The sequence below is a fragment of the Escherichia sp. WS568 genome (assembly GCF_046486085.1).
Taxonomy (GTDB): Bacteria; Pseudomonadota; Gammaproteobacteria; order Enterobacterales; family Enterobacteriaceae; genus Escherichia; species Escherichia coli.
This window is the reverse complement of the sequence record NZ_JBJQMC010000021.1, coordinates 76730-97332: the sequence shown is the minus strand read 5'-3', so window position 1 is coordinate 97332 and position 20603 is coordinate 76730. Positions and strand designations below refer to the sequence as shown.

At 47.9% G+C, this 20603-nt stretch carries 22 protein-coding genes and 2 pseudogenes; 10 read left to right on the top strand and 14 right to left on the bottom strand.

What is annotated here, in order from left to right:
- Positions 1–311: 311 nt before the first annotated feature.
- The 7 genes and pseudogenes from ACJHWR_RS20130 (at position 312) to ACJHWR_RS20100 (ending at position 3946) form a co-directional block, all read left to right on the top strand.
- A pseudogene (locus ACJHWR_RS20130) lies at positions 312–548 on the top strand (DUF905 domain-containing protein).
- A gap of 85 nt (positions 549–633) precedes the next feature.
- Positions 634–1092 carry an antirestriction protein gene (locus ACJHWR_RS20125; RefSeq protein WP_000211834.1) on the top strand — a complete coding sequence of 153 codons (459 nt, stop codon included), beginning with the start codon at positions 634–636 and terminating at the stop codon, positions 1090–1092.
- Positions 1093–1103: 11 nt separating this feature from the next.
- A complete protein-coding gene (locus tag ACJHWR_RS20120; protein WP_000438147.1) occupies positions 1104–1583 on the top strand; it encodes a RadC family protein in 480 nt (159 codons plus the stop codon).
- 8 nt (positions 1584–1591) lie between these two features.
- Positions 1592–1813, top strand: coding sequence for a DUF987 domain-containing protein (locus ACJHWR_RS20115; RefSeq protein ID WP_001220307.1), 222 nt, complete (start codon positions 1592–1594; stop codon positions 1811–1813).
- Positions 1814–1832: 19 nt separating this feature from the next.
- Positions 1833–2150, top strand: coding sequence for a type IV toxin-antitoxin system YeeU family antitoxin (locus ACJHWR_RS20110; protein WP_000065824.1), 318 nt, complete (start codon positions 1833–1835; stop codon positions 2148–2150).
- Positions 2151–2170: 20 nt separating this feature from the next.
- A complete protein-coding gene (locus ACJHWR_RS20105; protein WP_000854677.1) occupies positions 2171–2539 on the top strand; it encodes a TA system toxin CbtA family protein in 369 nt (122 codons plus the stop codon).
- A gap of 792 nt (positions 2540–3331) precedes the next feature.
- A complete protein-coding gene (locus tag ACJHWR_RS20100) occupies positions 3332–3946 on the top strand; it encodes a YagU family protein (protein ID WP_001019920.1) in 615 nt (204 codons plus the stop codon).
- Positions 3947–4194: 248 nt separating this feature from the next.
- Here the strand turns inward: ACJHWR_RS20100 and ACJHWR_RS20095 are convergent, their stop codons facing one another.
- The 7 genes from ACJHWR_RS20095 to ecpR form a co-directional block, all read right to left on the bottom strand.
- Entirely contained in the window at positions 4195–4524 is a 330-nt protein-coding gene (locus ACJHWR_RS20095; protein ID WP_001303809.1) for a YkgJ family cysteine cluster protein, read from the bottom strand.
- Between the two features lie 312 nt (positions 4525–4836).
- Positions 4837–5547, bottom strand: coding sequence for a fimbrial chaperone EcpE (gene ecpE / locus ACJHWR_RS20090; protein WP_001361803.1), 711 nt, complete (start codon positions 5545–5547; stop codon positions 4837–4839).
- Positions 5516–7159: a fimbrial adhesin EcpD gene (gene ecpD, locus ACJHWR_RS20085; protein WP_001265639.1), complete on the bottom strand. Its 1644-nt coding sequence runs from the start codon at positions 7157–7159 to the stop codon at positions 5516–5518. The genes ecpE and ecpD overlap by 32 nt, the downstream gene beginning before the upstream one ends.
- Complete coding sequence (gene ecpC / locus ACJHWR_RS20080) at positions 7149–9674, bottom strand: fimbrial usher EcpC (RefSeq protein ID WP_001131112.1); 2526 nt, start codon at positions 9672–9674, stop codon at positions 7149–7151. The genes ecpD and ecpC overlap by 11 nt, the downstream gene beginning before the upstream one ends.
- A 25-nt stretch (positions 9675–9699) precedes the next feature.
- A complete protein-coding gene (gene ecpB, locus ACJHWR_RS20075) occupies positions 9700–10368 on the bottom strand; it encodes a fimbrial chaperone EcpB (protein WP_000716409.1) in 669 nt (222 codons plus the stop codon).
- A 57-nt stretch (positions 10369–10425) separates the two neighbouring features.
- Positions 10426–11013: a common pilus major fimbrillin subunit EcpA gene (gene ecpA / locus ACJHWR_RS20070; RefSeq protein WP_000730983.1), complete on the bottom strand. Its 588-nt coding sequence runs from the start codon at positions 11011–11013 to the stop codon at positions 10426–10428.
- Between the two features lie 74 nt (positions 11014–11087).
- Complete coding sequence (ecpR, locus tag ACJHWR_RS20065; protein WP_000389022.1) at positions 11088–11630, bottom strand: ECP biosynthesis operon DNA-binding transcriptional regulator EcpR; 543 nt, start codon at positions 11628–11630, stop codon at positions 11088–11090.
- Between the two features lie 874 nt (positions 11631–12504).
- Between ecpR and ACJHWR_RS20060 the strand changes: the two are divergent.
- Positions 12505–12679: pseudogene (locus ACJHWR_RS20060) on the top strand (hypothetical protein).
- Between the two features lie 34 nt (positions 12680–12713).
- Here the strand turns inward: ACJHWR_RS20060 and ykgO are convergent.
- The 5 genes from ykgO to ACJHWR_RS20035 form a co-directional block, all read right to left on the bottom strand.
- Positions 12714–12854: a type B 50S ribosomal protein L36 gene (ykgO, locus tag ACJHWR_RS20055; protein ID WP_000866436.1), complete on the bottom strand. Its 141-nt coding sequence runs from the start codon at positions 12852–12854 to the stop codon at positions 12714–12716.
- The gene (locus ACJHWR_RS20050) at positions 12854–13117 is read right to left on the bottom strand and encodes a type B 50S ribosomal protein L31 (protein WP_000803998.1); all 264 of its coding nucleotides are present in this window, start codon (positions 13115–13117) and stop codon (positions 12854–12856) included. Before ACJHWR_RS20050 ends, ykgO begins: the two co-directional genes overlap by 1 nt.
- 364 nt (positions 13118–13481) lie before the next feature.
- Positions 13482–13583: a small membrane protein YkgR gene (gene ykgR, locus ACJHWR_RS20045; protein ID WP_000662258.1), complete on the bottom strand. Its 102-nt coding sequence runs from the start codon at positions 13581–13583 to the stop codon at positions 13482–13484.
- A gap of 473 nt (positions 13584–14056) precedes the next feature.
- Complete coding sequence (locus tag ACJHWR_RS20040; protein ID WP_000182354.1) at positions 14057–15199, bottom strand: NADH-dependent flavin oxidoreductase; 1143 nt, start codon at positions 15197–15199, stop codon at positions 14057–14059.
- A gap of 244 nt (positions 15200–15443) precedes the next feature.
- Positions 15444–16364 carry an alpha/beta hydrolase gene (locus ACJHWR_RS20035; protein ID WP_000860032.1) on the bottom strand — a complete coding sequence of 307 codons (921 nt, stop codon included), beginning with the start codon at positions 16362–16364 and terminating at the stop codon, positions 15444–15446.
- Between the two features lie 156 nt (positions 16365–16520).
- Between ACJHWR_RS20035 and ACJHWR_RS20030 the strand changes: the two genes are divergently transcribed.
- Positions 16521–17447, top strand: coding sequence for a LysR family transcriptional regulator (locus tag ACJHWR_RS20030; protein ID WP_001328123.1), 927 nt, complete (start codon positions 16521–16523; stop codon positions 17445–17447).
- A gap of 199 nt (positions 17448–17646) precedes the next feature.
- Positions 17647–18540 (top strand): LysR family transcriptional regulator, encoded by an 894-nt coding sequence (locus tag ACJHWR_RS20025; protein ID WP_012311907.1) that lies wholly within the window; start codon positions 17647–17649, stop codon positions 18538–18540.
- Between the two features lie 30 nt (positions 18541–18570).
- On the opposite strand, the gene ACJHWR_RS20020 is transcribed toward ACJHWR_RS20025, so the two are convergent.
- Both ACJHWR_RS20020 and ACJHWR_RS20015 read right to left on the bottom strand, forming a co-directional pair.
- On the bottom strand, positions 18571–19560 hold the full coding sequence (locus tag ACJHWR_RS20020) for an aldo/keto reductase (protein ID WP_001172285.1): 990 nt from the start codon (positions 19558–19560) through the stop codon (positions 18571–18573).
- A gap of 26 nt (positions 19561–19586) precedes the next feature.
- Positions 19587–20438: an aldo/keto reductase gene (locus ACJHWR_RS20015; RefSeq protein WP_001174452.1), complete on the bottom strand. Its 852-nt coding sequence runs from the start codon at positions 20436–20438 to the stop codon at positions 19587–19589.
- Positions 20439–20603: the final 165 nt, after the last annotated feature.

The following is a 20603-nucleotide window of genomic DNA, read 5'->3' as shown; positions in this document are numbered from 1 at the left end:
ACAATAGCGTCAGGCCTCACCATTACAACGGTGGGTTGACGCCGGAAGAATCAGAGAACAGATACCGTTTTTACTGTAAAACCGTGGCCAATATTACTTGACCACTACAGTGGTGACTGTAAGGGCGATGTGCAGGCCGGTTTTGTGCGAGGCACGAAAGATAATGCCCTGTATGTGAAAATTGTCCGGGGCAGTAAAACCCTACGGCTGTATAAGGTACAAACCGGTTACTGACAATCACCCGACACCTGCATACTCCCAAAGCCCCTGACGCGTCTGCGTCAGGGGCTTGTGCTTTTAAGGTACACCGAATGTCTGAATCTCATATGTTGCCACCGGGACCGTTCACCCGACAGCAGGCTGAAGCGGTTACCAGACGGTATAAAAATATCGCTATTGAAGATGACCAGCGCAGCCACTTCCGCCTGGTGGTTCGAGACTCTGAAGGTTGAATGGTCTGGCGGGCCTGGTGCTTTGAACCTGATGCAGGTGAAGGACATAACCGTTATATCCGACAGTACGGCATCCTCAGAGCATCCTCCTCCTGATTACACCCATCCATCATCCCTGCATGTCCTTTATTTCCCATACGCCAGCCATCGTCGCTGGCGTTTTTATTGACGGAGAATATCCATGACGACACAAACGCAATGCGAATTGATGTCCGCTAATGAACCTCAATTTGACCTCACTGCAACACCAGTACCTGACGAGCAGCGTCTCGATTTCTGGCCGCTGCACTTTGGTGCTATCACGCAGTGGATAACGCTGGAACCCCGTATTTTCGCCTGGATGGATCGCTTCTGTGATGAGTACAGCGGTGGTCTCTGGTCCTTTTACACGCTCAGCAATGGCGGTGCGTTTATGGCCCCTGATGCTGAGGGGGGCGATAAATGGCATCTGTTCAACGGCATGAACGGCAATGGTGCGGAAATGAGCGCAGAAGCCGCAGGTATTGCTGTCTGCCTGATTGAATACAGCCATCACGCCTGTCACACCGAATGCGATGCCATGACTGAACACTATTACCGGCTGCGGGATTACTCTCTGCAGCACCCAGAATCCAGCGCCATTCTGCGCATTATTGATTAAGGATACTTTTGATGGAACAGTCACTTATCCCACTGGCTCCGGCATTACCACTAACCGCACAACGCACGGTAAAACGCGCCTTAACGCTGCTTGACCGACACCTGCGCGAAACAGGCGTGGCATTCACCTCCACTCAGGCTGCCCGCGACTGGCTGAAACTGAAAATGGCGGGACTGGAGCGCGAAGAGTTTATGGTGCTGTATCTGAACCAGCAGAACCAGTTGATTGCCCACGAAACCCTGTTTGCCGGTTCTATTAGCAGTACCGAGGTACATCCCCGTGAGGTGGTCAAACGCGCCCTGTACTTCAATGCGGCAGCAGTGATACTGGCGCATAACCATCCCTCCGGAGACACCTCGCCCAGCAAGGCAGATAAGACCATCACGCAGCGTCTGGTGCAGGCGCTTCAGCTCGTTGATATCCGTGTGCCTGACCACCTTATCGTCGGTGGTACGCAGATATTGTCGTTCGCTGAACACGGTCTGCTTTGAGGTATGACATGAGAATTATCAGTAAACGCCGGGCGATGACGATTTACCGTCAGCATCCGGCCTCCCGCATTTTTCGATACTGCACCGGCAGATACCAGTGGCATGGCAGTGTCTGTCATTACACCGGTCTGGCTGTTCCTGACATTCCCGGCGTGCTGGTGGTATACGCCGAACGCCGCCAGGACCGCAGCGGACCGTATGCCTGCCTGATGAGTATTACCCTGAATTGACAATAAAAGAGGTTTATCAATGAGTAACATCACATGGGGCCTGCAGCGGGATATCACACCGCGCCTGGGAGCACGTCTGGTGCAGGAGGGCAACCAACTGCATTATTTGGCTGACCGGGCCAGTATCACCGGTAAATTCAGTGACGCCGAATACCGGAAGCTGGATGAAACATTCCCGCACTTTATCAGCCAGATGGAATCGATGCTTACCACTGGTGAAATGAATCCTCGCCACGCCCACTGCGTCACCCTGTACCACGATGGTTTCACCTGCGAAGCCGATACCCTTGGCAGTTGCGGCTACGTATACATCGTCGTCTACTCCACTCAACGCTAACTAATTTCCCGAGAGCAAACATGAAAACTCTACCTGCAACGACTCCGCAGGCGGCGAAGCCCTGTCTGTCGCCCGTGTCTGTCTGGCAAATGTTACTTACTCGTCTACTTGAGCAGCACTATGGCCTAATGTTAAGCGACACACCTTTTAGCGATGAAACAGTTATAAAGGAGCATATCGATGCCGGTATCACTCTGGCTAATGCCGTTAACTTTCTTGTAGAGAAATATGAGTTAGTTCGTATCGATCGCAATGGATTTACCTCTCAGGTACAAGCACCATATTTGACTACGACAGACATTCTTCAAGCTAGGAAAGCGTGCGGGCTGATGAGCCGGTGTTCTTACAGGGAGGTAAGTAATATTGTTCTTAGCCGATCACGGCTGTGAGGGGATGGAGATCTGCGAAGGTTTCCACGATACGTGAAGAATTTGATGAGATTAACGACTCGATGAAAGTCTCATCGAGTCGCATGAAAAACAAGGTGGGGGCACAAAAGGGGGCATTTATAAAGATGAAACAAGAAAATATATATATTTATCAAAGAGAATATGCGGTGTGTTATGTTCCTCTTATCGGCACCATTTAAATCAATAAGTTATCTCACATTTAAGTAAACTACGTTCTCCTCTTGTGCCTTTGATTTTGCTCGCGTGCGCGGTGAAATGCCTGACTGAAAGGTGAGCATGTCGACGAACCATTTCGAGAGTTTCCCATCCGCTCATTTTTAAGTGCAAGCAGGAAAACACCGGACTAAACCAATCAGCTGTTCGAAAATGGCAAGCGGATTAATATGCCATGGCGGGGCAGCTTTGAGCCGCACGCATGGGGTGTGGCAAGCCTGATGGATTTTGCTGTGCCTGTGGTGGCGTGTTTGCTGGTTTGGCTGTTGGTTAAACGCGAAAGTCATAATGCCAGGGGAATACCGCAGGACGTTCAGGTTTTGCATAAAAAAGCCCACCATTAAGGTGGGCAAAAGGAATGATTTATATTCTCTGAGAGAAACATTACATTTCTCCTTGTCACTTCTAACATAAAAATATGGAGAAATAATGGAGCTTATATTAATTGGCGATTAGGTAACCATGTGGTTATACAAAACAATACAGTTCTTTACATTTGCCTTGTTTTATGAATACTCCTGAAGAGGTGTACAACATAATTAAACAAACAGGGTAGATATGAATATATTTGAACAAACTCCACCAAACCGCAGACGTTATGGTCTTGCTGCATTCATTGGGCTGATTGCTGGCGTTGTTTCCGCATTTGTTAAGTGGGGGGCAGAAGTTCCATTGCCGCCACGTAGCCCGGTGGATATGTTTAATGCAGCGTGTGGCCCGGAATCATTAATCAGGGCTGCTGGGCAAATTGATTGCTCCCGTAATTTTCTCAATCCTCCGTATATTTTTCTTCGAGACTGGCTAGGGCTGACAGATCCCAATGCGGCTGTTTATACCTTTGCCGGGCATGTCTTTAACTGGGTTGGTGTTACGCACATTATCTTTTCGATAGTGTTTGCTGTCGGTTATTGTGTGGTCGCTGAAGTATTTCCAAAAATTAAACTTTGGCAGGGCTTACTGGCAGGTGCTTTAGCCCAACTTTTTGTTCATATGATTTCATTCCCTCTCATGGGACTGACGCCACCTCTGTTTGATCTCCCGTGGTATGAGAATGTCTCTGAAATTTTTGGACATTTAGTCTGGTTCTGGTCCATTGAAATTATTCGCAGAGATTTACGAAACAGAATTACTCATGAGCCAGACCCTGAGATCCCTTTAGGCTCAAACAGATAATGCATTGAATAATAAAAATGGCGCAAATGCAGCGCCATTTTTATAGGTTAAAAACATTGCTTTTTACTTTCTGAAGCAGATAGCCAGTGAGTACATCGCGCTACTTCAGGATGCTGTAGATCCGGAGAACACTATAGAGGAAGAGGCATTGTTGCTGGCAGATGGAAGAAGTTTCGGGTTTTGTTATCCCTGAAAAACGAAGCCCCGCGATTATAGCTGGCGGGGCAGTGCAATTAATTATTGCATATTTATAACGGTGTCAGCCCGTATTTAGCTCTTGCACGATTGCAAGCCTCATTGACGACTCCGTTCTCACCAGACATGGCGAATTCTCTGCACGTGGAAGATCGATTTTTATATATCGTGCAGCAGGCATTTTTGCCCGGTGTTCCTGCAAGGGCAATACATCGGGGGTTTTTCTGATTGGTACCGCTCATGCATCGGTGAAAAGGGGATATTTGTTCAGTGAGCCTGGCGGGAATGGTACCGCCAGCATCGTCGGCTTCGGCCCAGTAAAAAGAGACGCGGAAAAATGCACAACAGGCACCACACGTCATGCATGGATTCAGATTGCTCATAATTCACCAGTACAGCTATAAATCGTAAAGAGAACTGCGGTACGTCGTATGCAGGGACGTATCGCGGTTGGCTGGTGTACTTTCGATAGTGTGAGTATTGAATGATTTCCAGCCGTTACCGATTTTACGTCCTAATTCGTGAAGAAACCACTCGTTAGCAGGCCGCCTGGTACCTTTCCGTGTCTCCTGAACACTGTGGTGTGCATATGAGAAAGCTCATCGTTACAGGTGACATTGACGATCGCTTCCACATCATTTAAACGATTTTTGAGTCTCTGAGGTGGAATTCTTCCCTCGTCTGATGGATAAGTCTTAGTCCGCCGAAGGGGGCTTAGCCGGACAGGAATCGCTAATCTTAATGAATTTGTCGTTATAGACCAGATAGTGATTCCCCGGCTGACGTAACTCAGGCTGATGAACCACGTCTCCCGGACGTAGATACCAGGCATCGCCTTCCTCTTCGGTCGAATCACATCCTGGTTTAATCAGTAGCTTAAACCACGTGTTGCCGGTGTTACTTACCGTTCCTGTCACCTGGTCGAAGGACCATTTAAACTGAACCTGACGTGGTCGTACTACCAGAATGGTATCCATCACCACCACCGGCTCTGTGCTGACCTCGCCGCCGGTTGGGCTACGTCTTGTCTGGTTGCGAGTGGGGACCTCGCGAAATGAGACCCGGTAGTAGCGCTCGCGGTTATCCTGTGGACCATGATAGTAAAATTTAAAATACTCGCTCTCACCAGCCTGCAACGCCAGCTGGCGGGGGGCGAAAAGCAGTTCACCATCCACCGGTCGAGTGCGCAATTCACTGCTGCCCGGGCTATCGATAGCACTGATGGCAATACGGTATATCCGCGCGCTTTTGTTGTTATTCACTACACGTTTGCTGACAAAGTCAGTCTCGGACGGCAGCGAAAATGTCAGATTGCCGACCGAAATCGCCTGTGTCAAAGGTGCCGCCAGCATACAGACCACTGTCAGCAGGGCCTTAGTTAATGTTACGCCACGTCGCCTGAACATGAATCTCTCCTGAAGCGCTGACTTCGCCAAACCAGCCGTTATCATCTACCGTACGCAGCGAAATGGCGTTATCCATTGGAATCGAAAATTTGACTGTGGTCTTATCCATCTGCCCCACTTCGCCAGAGATATCAGTCCACGGTGTGGTCAACCACAGCGCATCGGTCATATCCCGCCAGCTATCATCGCACCCGGCATCGTAGGTTTTTGTAGCTCCGTTGCGGGTAATAAAGGAAAGCGTCGCCGGGAACGGTACTTTCGCCTTACCGTCATCGGAGCTGAAGACACAATAGGAGCGCCCGCCAATCACCTGCGCGGGTCCGGTCACCTTGATCAGCACTTCGTCGGCAGCTGTTTTACCGCTGGTGGTTACGATATAGCCGAAATCGAGTGCCGACTCGCCGCTGCCAACATATCCCTCCCGCGACGGTGTCTGAGTATATTCATCGGAGATAATACTGATGCTGAAATCACGGGGTTTGATAATCAGCGTGTTGGAGGTAGAAAATTCATACCAGCCAGACTCCGGTGATGTGGTGTTCTGAAAGCGAAAGTTGAACAGATCTTTGGTGTTGATATCGCTGATCCCCAGGTTCACCATCTGCTTAAAGAAGTTGCTCGAGAAGAAAACATAGATCGAGTCTGCGCTCTTCATCTCGTTGAAGGTGTAGTAATAGGCGGTATTGCTCACCGGTTTCCATGAACTGCCATTCAGACTGAACTGCATATCGTACGCCCCGACGGCCGAGGCTAACGACGAGTTGGCGATCGCCGGGAAGATATGGATTGAGGTGTTGCTGAGCCCGTTTGTTTGCAGGGTATAGTTAACCATCTTACAACTTAATCCTGAACGGCTGCCGATGGTTTGCGTCCGGCAGTCGGCGTTCCCTTCGCCCAGAGTCGGTACTCCGTCGCTGTTGATAAATACTTCCGCCAGCGAGTGGGTATTTATCAACCGCAGATTTGCTGCTTTCGTATGGGTGACGTTGCGAACATACCAGTTGCCGGAGGCCTGATCCTTACAGCGTGCGCCGCTGCTGGCATCATAGTTCACAGAGGTCTGGCAGGCATTGATGATCATTGTAAAGCTGCTGCCGACGGGCATTTGTTGCAGATACTGGTAAAACGCGTCTGACAACATGCCGTGCATCCACTTCGCGCCGCCGCTGGTCACCGTCGCGCCATAAAATCCACTGGCGTCGGTGGTTTGCGGCAGGATAAGACTGGTGGTCATATTACACCCAGCGTACCAGTTGATGCAGCGCAAGCCAGTTAAAGGAGATGAAACTGGTGAATTTTCCAGCCACATATCAAACTTCCAGTTGGTATAAAGGCCGGTGTTGTAACCGTTATCAATGTAGCCGAGGCTTTGCTGATAGATGGTTCCTGAACCATTGTATTTTAAACCGGTCCAGCGGTTGGCACCGGTCAGGCGCGGATCCAGCGCCCCGCCAGGAGTGACGAAAAAGTTGTCGTCTGAGTTGTTTTCGACAAACACAAACTCGCGTGCCGGAGCATCCGCCCAGGTTGTTTTGCTCACTGCCGCTCTGAGCGCGGTTGCAGGCCAGATTAGCGCAAAGATTATCATCGCTATCAGTAGGTTAACTCTCATTCTCTTCTCCTGTCTGCGTCACCGCCGCCCACGATGAGAGGCCGCTGCAGACCACATCACCGACCCAGACTGCACCGCGCGCCTGATTGAGTTCCAGTGCCACTTCGCAGGTTTTATTGCCACTGTAGCGAAAATCGATAGTGGGGTATTTCTTATCCACGTCCATGACAAACTCGCCGTTTTCATCGGTTCGGGTTCGGCCGATATGGTTGTTAATCCGTGCGTTAGCCAGCAGTGTGCCGTCTTCCGCACGGATACGACCGGAGACGGTAACCATCTGCTTCACCTCTGGCTCAATGACAGCGACATTGCCTGGATAGAGAGTCAGATGACTTTTGCGACCGCTGACGATATCGTAACTGTCGAGTGAGTTTTTGCTGTTCTGTAACTCCACCTCATATCTTCCATAGGGAGAGAGCGGGAGATAGTTACGCTTGCCGTTAAGCGGGAAAATCCGTCCGTTGATTTTGGCGCTGATCTGACCGTCGTCCTCCAGCCCGGTGTTGAATATCACCCCAGCGTTGCCATCAGTCCGCCCGCTGGCAGCAATGTTTTTACCCTGCCAGCCGACGCTGCCGTTGGCGGTCAAATTAGTATTGATGTAGCCGTCCGCCGCGCTATTGACGTTCAGCGTTCCGCTGGCGTAACGAGCGTCGAACTGTGCATACGCCCCACCACTGAGAGTTTTGTCATCACCGGTATCGCCGGAGATGGCTCGTGACAGATTGGCACCAACAGTGCGAATGGTTCCTTCATCAAACTGTTTGCGTGCTGACAGGTTTGCCATGGTGTAGCCGTTTTGATGGGTCATCCCTGCGCTAAACCAGTTGCCCAGTGGTAGCGAGAGATCGAGAGCGATATATTTCCCTGTATTGGCGCTGCTGTCGCCGTTGTTATAGCGCTGAATACCGGCCCGCAGGCCAAGCGAACCAAAGGTACCGCTGTAGACATTTTGATAGTAATCTGCCGTGTAATAATGGCTGTTGTAGCGGCGGTCATCATTGTAGCTGATGCTGAACGTACCCAGCTTCGACCACAGTGAGTTCAGGTTGAGTGTGCCGCCGATTGCACGGTTGTCGGCATCGCTACGTCGCAATTGATTGCCAATGCGGGTTTTTTCCTGGTTAACCCACAGCGAACTGAAGCCTCCAGGTAGAGTGGCGCTGATGCTGGCGATGTTGCTCCATGAGCTGTCACTGGCCAGCATGTTTTGCAGGTTAACGTTGATCGCCCCCCCAAGCGGCAGCGTCAGACGGGTTTCACCCACCGCCTGATTATCGTATCCATATCCCGTTGCCGCCCAGCTAAGCGTACTCAGTGAGCCGGAGGTCGAGGCACCTGCCAGCCAACTCTCTTTAGCTGGTCGCGTCTTTTTCCCGTTTTCCGACCAGCGATCCATATGAAAGCTACCGCCCCATATCTGCCACGCCAGTGGTGCACCGACGCCGCGCCCCCGGCTAAACAGCTTATTGACCCGTTGAGTGCGTTTGCTAATCACGCGACCGTTAACGATGACCTCAACTTCCACATCGTAAATACCGTACGGTAGACCCCGGGTATCCACTTCATGATTGCCCATGGTGAAGTTCTGAACGCTTAGTAACCGCCCATCACGGGTGAGATGTACTTCGCCCGCCGCCGGTAAAAAGGCGATCACTGGCGTGGCTGACTGGCTGCTGTCGAAGATGGTGGAGCTGGCCTGGTTTCCCCAGGAAAGGCCGTAAATCTTCCCTGCTGAAATGGCGGTCATCGGCCCTAAGGACTGCAAGTTCCAGGTGTCGAGCATTCCACCGGCAAATCGGTGACCGGCAAAATCGCGTTCATACATCGCTTTATATAATTCACTGTCCTGTTGACCGCTACCGATCCCGTACAGCGAGCCGTCGAGCACCACATGATGTTCGCGCAGTGCAGTAACGTTATTCAGCGACAGATAGCTGGATGTGTTGCTCCCGCCGTTACGCAACTGGTTGTTATAGACGCCGAAGTTATAGCTCAGATTACTGCTGAGGGTGTTAACACTGGACTGCCCGATGTCTTCGCTACGTGAGCGTAGTACGGTGCCCAGCGCTTCGCGCTTGACCACCAGCTGCAGCAGCAGTTGGCGCAAGCTGAGATCCAACTGCGCGTTGTCAGTCAGGGGGATGGTAAGGGCCTCATTGAACGGGGCGTTGGCCAGAGTCATCAGCTGCTGTCGAGTTTGTTCGCTGACACTGGCGTTATCTTCACTCTCTTCCAGCTGTATTTTCCGGATGCGTAGCTGTCCATCATCCAACCAGATAAAAGCGCTGCCGATTCGCTGATCGTCCTGGCGACCCTGGCTACCGGCGAGATGAATATAAAGCGGGACGCTCATGCCGTCCTGGAGCGCCTGACTGAAGGCCTGCGGAATAATCACCCCACCTATTTGCTGCGCACTTATGTCAGCAGCGCTGGCATCGGGCTGAACGAACAAAAAGACCATGCCGAAGGCAAACTGGGCTTTCAGTCCTGGGGAGAACCGTCGTAAAGGCATTGTCGTTATCCATCTGCACAGCTATCTATTTCACGGGAATGAACTTATCACCCTGCCAAAGTGCAACCCGTCCTTTGTTATCCGCCGTGTCCACGCGGGTAAAACGACGCGACTTGCCCGGCATCAGGTAGTAATTCTCTTTACACTCTTTACCATTGGCGGCTTTCAGGCAGGGGCCGTAGGCGAGGATCCGCAGCGTCGCATTTCCTGTATTTGTCAGGGAGCCGTTGGCGTACTGAAAGTGGTAGTTTGCCTGGCGGGGTGCGACGACCAGAATGGTGCCGATGCGGGCGGAAGCAGTGGCCACAGCGCTGCGGTTGGCATTATCGCGCTGCGCATCACTGAGGGCCTGATCAAACCAGACAATGCGGTAGTAGCGCTCTTTTTCATCTGCGGGTCCCTTATAGAAGAAGCGGATCACTTCGCTGGCTTGGGCGGGTAGCAGCAAGCTAGCGGGAGTGAGTAGCAACTCATCCGGCTTGTCCATTGAGATAACCTGCCCGTCGTCAAGCGGTGAAGAGAGCCGTTCGAGACGGATATTGATGAGGCGACCACTGTCGGTACTGTTTTTGATCGTTTTGCTCAGCGTGCTGCTGTCACTGTTCATAAACGATGATATATCGCCGACATCCAGCGCCTGGGCCGGAGATATTCCGGATAACAGCAAAGCGAGAGGCAGAAGGTGCTTTTTCATAACAATTCCGTCCAGGAATAAAGCAGGGGGGCTACCCCTGCTGGTACATCAGAGAGATTAACTGGTCCAGGTCGCGTCGAACTGTACGCTAACGTCGCCGCTCCAGATGCCTTCCGGTAGAGTGCTGTAATCGGTTACTGCGGTGGTACCATTGGTGGTGCCGCTGATGATGGAGAAAGTGAAACCATCCTGTGCGGTGGTACGATTGCTGACATTGTAACCGTTAGCCAGCGGGCTAAGGTTGCCGCCCAGTACGCCGTTGGCGGTATCGATCATCACGGTATCGCCAGTTTTTTCGACTGCCGCGCCGTTATAATCCACGCCCACATTCAGTGTGGAACCTGAGGTATCCAACTGGGTTAAGGTGTTGGTGATAAGACGTGAGGTCAGTTTAAAGGCGGTAGCCGTTGAGTCACCCTCGATAGCCACGTCAAATAGACCTTTCTGTGAGTTAAAACCTTTAATGCCTTCGGCATACTGGAACGCCAGGCTACCGAGTGGCGTCACAACCAGCTTACTGGTGGTGTCTTTTTTGGCTGTTGCTGACCAGGTCGCTACAGCCTGAGCTGTTACGTCAGCAGCCTGCGCCACACCTGTACCGGTAAACACCGTTACCAGAGCTATTGCCAGAACCTTTTTTTTCATTGCTTTTCTTCCCGAGTTGAATTGAGGACATGAAGTCCCGGTGAGTCATTTTTTAAAACTAACTTGCCTGGAGTTTACTGAACCAACTTATATAATTTTGAGTACAGCTTGGCCTCTGCATTACGCCGATGGGTATACACTGTCTTTACACTACAATTTTCAATTCTGGCAATCGATTTAGGCAGCATTCCCTGAGCCGTCATGCGGATAATTTCCATTTCCCGGTCAGTGATTTTATCTTTCTTAATATCTTTTCTCAGGAACCTGCCATTAATCACATAGGCCAGTTCTTTTCTAATATCACGACTCAGTCCAGCGTATACCACGCCCCTAATATTGCTGTTGTAATACCAATAATTTGCTAAGGCTTCTGACTTTCTGGCCGCAATCAATACGACCTGTTTCCCCTTTACCGCGGATAACCACTCATTATCACGGTTTATAAACTCAGTTAAAGAATCCGTATTGAGATTGATAAACACGAAATCTTTTCTGATTTTCTCCAGCGATAGATAAATTAATCTGTCGATATCCACAATCAGTTCAGATAGTCCTTTATAGAAGTAGGCGTCATGGGGAGACCAGATGTATTTATCAGAACGGTTTTGACATTCCATATGGTTTTTAACCTCATAGTCCCTGCTGTAATCATTTTGCCATGTCACTACTTTCCAAACCTGTAATTTTTACAGGTACATTCAGTTTCTTTAGTAAATCGGAAGTAAATAAGATACGTAGCACATATCAATATAGGTTAAACGAGATTAAGTTTTAATTATTTCGATTAGGTTTAAATTTATGTTTTTTTCCTGATGAGTGTCAATATGTGAACAGAAAATGAATTCCATGGTTAAGTCAATATTTACAAAAAATGAAAATATTGCTTTTTTGATAAGAAGAAAAAGACATTCAGTTTCATAAGGTTATTGGCAATATAACGTTCAATTCTTACTTGCATTTTATATTAGCCAGGAACTTTGCCCTGAGGTGTTAGGAATAGTCTTAATGTGTTGTGTAATGGACTAGTAAAAAAACAAGTTTAAATGATAAGAAATAGAATATAAAACTATCATGAGTCATAATTAAAGATGATTTGCCAATCAGTAAGGCGTTTTAATGGGTTAACATGCCGCACAAAATGGTTATGGGTGTTCATTCCAATAAGTGATGAAAAATTAAACAGGTGTAAGTACGTCATCATGTCGGTAAGCCCCCTAAGAGCCAAATTAAGTGAAGTTAAACGAAGACTGCCAGTTGTCACAGGAACGATGGCCTCTTTGCCAGGGCACTGCATTCAGTCATCTGTGCGCGTTACTCTAACTGGCACTCGAACGTCGGTGATGGGGTTACCGATGGATCAGTCCGTTCCTGTGGCGCAAACGTTTTTATGCCAGTACCAACAGATTTACCACATTTATCATCTTAATAGTTTGAGTGTAAATGCAGGCTGCGTCGCAAAGGGAGGAAACTGAGTGACGTGTTCAGTCTAAAATAGAGTTGATGCCAGCATACAGGGCGAAGCTGGTCAACAAGTCAACATTAATATAATGGAATATTCGGAGAGAAACGTCAGGCAGTTGACCTTAAATGAACAGGAAGATACATCCCCAGGAAAATTAATGCTGGTGTAATAAATACACCAACATTAATCCGGTCTGATTATTAATCAGACAAATATCGTTAATTCGTCGAATTTTAAATCAACGTTTTTTCTTACGACCCTGAACGGCCTTAAAACGTGGATTAGATTTACAAATCACATACAGCCGTCCTTTTCGCTTCACAATCTGACAGTCTGGATGGCGTTCTTTTGCGGTACGCAGAGAGTTAAGGACTTTCATCACGCCCCCTTTTTCGTGCTAACAAAACGACCAAAACGTTGGGTGAATCGTGCAACATTTCCTTCTGATGCCACTGTTCTCAGCTTCCCTGTATAGAACGGGTGCGATTTTGAAGAGACATCAATTGTTACGTACGGATACGTTACGCCATCCAGCTCAATCTCACGGTCTGTTTTGATAGTCGAGCCGATTTTAAAGTACTCATCAACACTGGTGTCGTGGAACACCACAGTACGATACTCAGGATGGATATTGGGCTTCATCATTTTTACCTGTTATGTTATAACATAACCATAAAGATACATGCTCATCCGGATCATTTCAACACCCAATCCCTGTGACTATTTGTGGGATGTGGAATTTCGGCAACGGGGAAGTCTGGCATTGTTAGCAGCCATTGGCTACGCTCCCATAAACGCCTGGATGAGTGATTGATGATGGTTTCGCTGAGAGTATGGATTTTTCGAGAATGGAGGCTATCTCCACTTTACTGGCCGATGATTTATCGCAGTTTGATTGATTACCTGACAGCGTATATTCCTCTCCCACGGATATAATAATTACTTACAAAAAAGGGAGAGGATGCATATTTTAAATATCACTGAAGTGAACAGTTTATTGCCGTTATTAATAGAAATGGAGAAATAAATAGGCGTATTCTACAATTGCGACAAAAACAACGATATTAATCAGTTTATGACTGATTTGCTGTACTTTATTCTCTTTCATTGGTACTTCCTCGCTTTAAAAAAGAGTGCACTTCGTAAGTGCCCTTATATAAATAACGAGTTTGGTCAACCAATTTTTTGACATGTATCACAAATTTGAATAGATGTATTACATCGGCTATCTTTTATTGCACCAACGTCATTGATATATGTCGCCTGAAGTCAGTTTCGGGAATGAGTCTGATCTCAAGACTGGCCCAGCCCTGGCGTTGATTGGCGCTGAGGAGCATATCGCATCTCATCATAATGTCGTATCTCCTGGGGTGTTATACAAGATATCGTTGTTGGTGACCTGGGAGAGGAATTGAGTTCTATTAAACCGTCAACTATGCCGGACACATACTGGATTACACTGCAGGCACGCCTTACGAGAGAACGTGCCGCAGTGACGGGTTAATTATCTGAAAGAATTTGTGAGGCTGTATCGGTTACTCATTGATTTGATAGTTTTACTCTCGGGAGAGTAATCGATATTTAATCTATTAACGGAAACCAGCCAGTTCCTTTCGATGCCTGAATTTGATCCCATAGTTTATCCGGAATGGTTAATTCAGGAACGCGTTGTGGATTAAGGGCTGTTTGAATTTCATGACTTCTACCTGATTCAGCTAAAGTCACCCATTCTGGATTTATCACCAGCCCTTTACCGATCGCAACAAGTGGCAGGCCAGCGGAAATTGCTTCTTGAGCCTGAGACGGTGTGCGTATTTTACCTGCGGCGATTACCGGCACTCTGCCTGCAATATGATTTAAAATCAATTCAATTGTTCGGGGGCCATTTGGCGACTCAACAGGGTAGCTATCGTTAATACTGACCAGCGAGGTATGTATATACGAAATACCGGATGAAATGAGCCGATCAAGGAGTTTATAAGTATCCTCTATCCGCAGCCCCCCTGTTACAGATTCTTCAGGAGATATTCTGTAACCGATAGCAAAGGGCTTTGTCGCATATTCATAGACTACATTTTTTACTTCCTGTAATACGGCCAGCGGGAAGCGCATACGTCCTTCAAGATCTCCTCCCCATCGGTCATTACGCTGGTTAAATAGAGGGGAGAAGAAATTCTGCAGAAGGAATCCGTGCGCACCATGAAGTTCAACGCCATCAAAACCTGCTTTAATCGCCCTTTTTGTGACATCTCCGAATGCTCTAATGGTTTCCTGAATTTCGTTTTCAGTCATTTCCCTGCTTTGTACCACTCTCTTCATAAAGTCACCAGATTTTACACTTGATGCGCTGGCACTAATAACATCGTTATTTGGCACAAGCTCCGGGATGGCTTTATTACCGGCGTGGAAAATCTGCAAAATAGCCGGAGCACCGCCACTTTTGGCTGCAGCTGCTAACTTTTCAAGGCTGTTAATGAAACGGTCGTCATACGCGGCAAATTCATGAGTAAACCCAATGCCGCTTGGCGTGACATAGGTGCATCCTGTTATTACTAAACCAACATTTTGTGAGCGACGTTTATAAAATTCGAGTTCTTGCTCAGAGATGGTTCCATCAGGATTAGCTGACCAGGTTGTCATAGGAGCCATAACGATACGATTACGTAGCTTTATTTTTTCTGTCAGCATAAAAGGAGAAAACAATGATGAGTGTTTATTTGTCATAACAATACCTCAAATGTTTATCTGATTTTAATGCGTATGTTTTAACTGGTTAGTTGTTGCCAGCTTTGGAACCAAGATTTCTGGCTTTATTTATAATCCCTTCAAAGGGTTTCTAATAATCTTAATGATTGAGTTACTGCTTTTTTGTTTCTTTAATGAAATTTCTTTTTGAGTAATTTCATTATTGTTGTGTAGTCAATGAAGGATAAATGTCAGGGAGATAAGAAATCTCCCTGTAAGATTATTACAAATGTGTTTTATAAAAAGGAATTAATTTGTCGAGTGCCTGTTTCACAGGTTCTGGCTTATCATACAGGTCGTAATGTGAATAACCTTCAACCACGACCAGCTCTTTATGTTTTGAGGCAGCGCGGCCAATAATTTCGCAGCCGTCACGATAGGCACCAAAAGCGCCCACTCTATCGCCCACTACAACCATTAGTGGTTGAGTTAACAGGACTTCTGCAAGATGAAAAGCATCCCAGCCCACGGCAACAGTCTGATGTGAAAATAGCGAACGATTTACCCCATTAGGCGCACAGCCTCGTGGCGAACGATAATATTCTGTTGCTTCAAAAAGGTCTATTTCTGTTAATCCCGCTTCAAGAGCTGCTTCCGGAGAAGAAGGGAGCAAATCATCTACGCGAAGTTTTGCGCCGTTAGCTTCGTCTGTTCTTTGTTGCGCCATTGCTTCGAGTGCTCCGATAGGATTAAACGCTGTAAATCCCTCACGCATAAGACGCCCGTAGTTTGCACCCGTGACAGTACCAATGGCTTTAATCCGACGTTCTGTCATTGCGGCATTAATGGCATATCCACCTCCACCACAAATACCCAGTACACCAATACGCCCGGCATCAACGTAAGGTAAGGTAGTAAGGTAATCAACGACAATGCTGAAGTCTTTTACTCGCATTGTTGGATCTTCCAGATAACGCGGTTCTCCACCGCTGCTTCCCTGAAAACTGGCATCAAAAGCAATGACGATAAAGCCAGCTTTTGCCAGGGCGGCACCATACACACTACCCGATGTCTGTTCTTTGCAGCTTCCAATTGGATGGGCACTGATAATGGCAGGATACTTTTTTTCACTATTAAAATCGTCAGGGAAATAGATATCAGCAGCTATATCCCAGTAAGTGTGTTTTATCGAAACAGTTTTCATTTCAAGCTCCAGGGATTTGCCTAAACAGATTTAAATATCATTTCTATTATCCGCAACTGGCATTTGTGTTCATATCGAGAACGGCGTAATAGTATGACTTGTATTGGTTATCATCAATGGTCTAATATCTATCACAGTGTTAAGTTAAGGTTTACAATGATGAAAATAGAGCCTTCAATTTTGCCTTCTCTTGCCTGGTTTGCGCTGATTGTTCGTGCCGGCAGTTTTTCCAGAGCCGCTTCTGAAATGGGTATTACGCGGGCCGCATTGTCCCAGAATTTAAAATCTCTTGAGGAACGTCTTAACACCAAGCTGATATACCGTACGACCCGCAATATGTCGCTTACTGAGGAAGGACAGCGTCTGTATGAAGTGCTGGTGTCGGCTTTGGGGCAAATTGATGATGCGTTGAAAGATGTCGGTGATACCCAACTTGAACCTACAGGACTGTTGAGAATAAATTCCTCCCGTGTTGCAGCAAGGATGCTTGTTGAGCCTCATATTGGCGAGTTTCTTACTCGTTACCCCAAAACAAAGATAGAACTCATTATGGATGACGGTTTATCTAACATTATTGCGGACGGCTGTGATGTGGGCATACGTCTTGAGCAAGGACTGGATGAGCATATGACTGCCGTTCCTGTTTCTCCGCTTATTAAACTGGTTACTGTGGCATCGCCAGATTATTTAAAAGAACACGGTATTCCTGAAACTCCTCAGGAATTGAGTAACCATAATTGTCTTCGGTTGCGGCATAAAAGTAGCGGTGCACTCTCAGCATGGGAGTTTTCGAATGTTGTGGGGGGTAATGAAGAGTTCGAAATAGAGGTGTCAGGTAAGTATATTTCTAATGATGACGAAAGCATGATACGAATGGCGCTGAATGGAACGGGTATCATTCAACATCTGGATTTTGCAATCGCTGAACATATCAATGCGGGCAAGTTACAGCCGATTCTTGAGGATTGGGCCGTTTCATTTCCTGGATTTTATATATATGTTTCATCACGGGTGAGAATGCCCTCTAAAGTTCGTGCTTTTATTGATTTTATGGTGGAGAAAAGAGTAAAAATAGAAAGTTAATGATGTGTGTCAGAATATCGGTAAGAAGAATGGCGCAATCGTGAGGATACGTTTATTCATAATAAATCTCCTGAAAGTTTAGAATTATTTTCGATACAGCCAGATTATCATTGTTACTAATAATGTGGTTAAAATAATAGCATCTATGCCCCCCTTCATGAGTGTCTGTGAAGAGGATGCTTCTACAAGGAAATCGCCAATGCTCAAAGAAAACTTCAACGAACTGCAAATCTTTCTTGTGGTGGCAAGAGAGCGAAGTTTTACCAAAGCAGCGGGCAAACTCGGCGTCTCTCAGTCTGCACTTAGCCATGCAATGAAGGCTCTGGAGGAAAGGCTCAATATCCGCCTCCTGACACGGACTACCCGCAGTGTGGCTCCCACAGAAGCGGGGGAGAGAATCATTGCCTGCCTTGAACCGCGTATTGACGAGCTTGAACAGGAACTGGAATCACTTATTCAATTGAACAGCACGCCCTCCGGGAATATTCGGTTATCTGCCGGGGAACATGCCGCGCGAAGTCTGGTCTGGCCGAAGCTAAAACCTTTTCTCAGAGAGTATCCCGAAATCAATGTCGAACTGGTGGTGGATAACGGTTTTGTCGATATTGTTGAAGGCCGTTTTGATGCCGGGATACGACTGGGTGAAAATGTTGATAAAGATATGGTTGCAGTCAGGATTGGACCTGATATGCGGATGGCTGTGGTGGGAGCTCCGGCGTATTTTGCTGCAAACCCTGCGCCTGAAACGCCTCATGAGCTACAAAATCATCGCTGTATCAACATGCGTTTGCCAACTGCCGGTGGGCTTTACCACTGGGAGTTCGAGCGAGAAGGGAAACCGCTTCGCGTTAAGGTTGATGGGCAACTGACGTGTAGTCCATTGCCAGAAAGAATTGATGCCGCGTTATCAGGGTTTGGGATCGCTTGTGTCCCTGAAGACATGGTTCAGGAGTATATAAAGTCAGGCAAGCTTATTCAGGTGTTACAGGAGTGGTGTCCAACTTTTCCTGGGTATTATCTTTACTACCCCAGCCGCAAGCAGCATCCGCCAGCTTTTGCGCTGTTGATCGATGCGCTTCGCTACACCGAATAACGGGTCCTTTATCCTGGACCCGTTTGGGTATTAGCGGCCTACGCGTGCCTGATGTTCAGGCGAGTAACGTTCACCGACGATTTTAATTGTTTCCAGCGCCTCGGTTATCTGCTGCGTATCTTTCTGCGAAAGAACAATGTCAGCAGCGGCCAGGTTTTCTTCCAGCCGGTTCAGTTTAGTGGTGCCAGGGATGGGAACAATCCACGGCTTTTGTGCTAATAGCCATGCCAGTGCGATTTGTGCAGACGTTACCCCTTTCTCCGCAGCCAGTTCACCTAACAAGGTGACCAGTTTTTCATTGGCTTCAATGGCTTGTGCTGCGAAACGCGGTACGGTGCTGCGGTAATCATCTTTGCCGAAAGTGGTTCCCGGCTTAATCGCCCCTGTCAGGAAACCTTTACCTAGTGGGCTGAAGGGGACAAAACCAATTCCCAGTTCCTCCAGCAACGGCAGAATTTCCTGTTCAGGCTCACGCCACCACATGGAATATTCGCTTTGCAGGGCGGTGACAGGTTGTACCGCATGTGCACGACGAATGGTTTGTGCTCCTGCTTCAGACAGGCCGAAATGTTTGACCTTACCTTCTGCGATGAGGTCTTTCACCGTTCCTGCAACATCTTCAATAGGAACATCTGGATCAACACGGTGTTGATACAGCAGGTCAATAACATCTGTTTTCAGACGACGTAATGATCCTTCAACGGCTTCACGGATATGTTCCGGACGGCTGTTTAAAATCTGCTGCTTATTATCATCGCCGAAGGTAAAACCGAATTTAGTGGCAATTACCACGCGGTCACGAAACGGTTTTAAGGCTTCGCCGACCACTTCTTCATTCAGATACGGACCATACACTTCGGCGGTATCGAAGAAGGTGACGCCACGTTCAACCGCAGCACGAATAAGTTCGATAGCCTGACGGGTATCGGTCGCCGGGCCGTAGCCGTGGCTTAAGCCCATGCAACCGAGCCCAAGGGCGGAGACTTCGAGTCCGGATTTACCCAGATAACGTTTTTGCATTGAATGAATACCTCTTTTATCGCGGCTTAAACATCAAGTTTGCGGCCAGTCAGCCATTCCACCATTGCGGGATCGCGGTGAGAGAAGAATGCGCTGGTTGCGGTATCCAGGGCGGTAATTTGCAGCATATCTTCAGGGCTGAGTTCAAAATCGAGAATGTTGATGTTCTCTTCCATGCGTTCTTTTCGCACTGATTTTGCCAGTGAAACAATGCCTCGTTGGTAGATCCAGCGCAGAACAACCTGGCCCACGCTTTTGCCATACTTCTCGCCAATTGCCGTGAGAACAGGATGCTGGAACAGACCATTTTTCCCTTCCGCAAACGGTGCCCAGGCTTCTGGCTGAATGCCACGACTTTGCATCCAGGGAACGGCCTGTAGCTGCTGATTGAAAGGGTTAACTTCAACCTGGTTTACCGCCGGAACGACGTTATTAAAAGCGATAAGGTCTGCCAGTCGGTCAGGATGGAAGTTACTGACGCCAATAGCGCGAATTTTACCGGCCTGTTGCAGCTCTTCCATGGCACGCCAGGCTCCGTGGACATCGCCATATGGCTGGTGAATCAAGTACAGGTCAACGTAATCAAGTTGCAGTCGATTCAGAGAGCGTTCGAACTGGGCTTTGGCCCCTTCGTAACTGGTATCCTGCAACCAGAGTTTCGTGGTGACAAAGAGTTCGTTACGGGCGATACCGCTTTGTTTCAGTGCGTTCCCGACCTGGATTTCATTTTGATAAGAGGCGGCGGTGTCAATCAGTCGATAACCGCTGTTAATAGCGTCAATGACCGCTCTTTCGCATTCGGCGGCATCGGTCATCTGAAATACACCAAAGCCCAACAGGGGCATTTCAATACCGTTGTTCAGTTTTACTTTTTGCATGGTGTTATCCTTCCGTTATCGTTCATGAGAAGCATAACGTAAAGGGAAGAGCTCGATTAGACGGCAGGATTTGTCAGGGGTTATGAACAAAATTCATAAATCTGTTTGAGGGTTGAGATTAGTCGTGCAAGTTCGATATTCCCGCAATTTACAGTCCGATGAAGG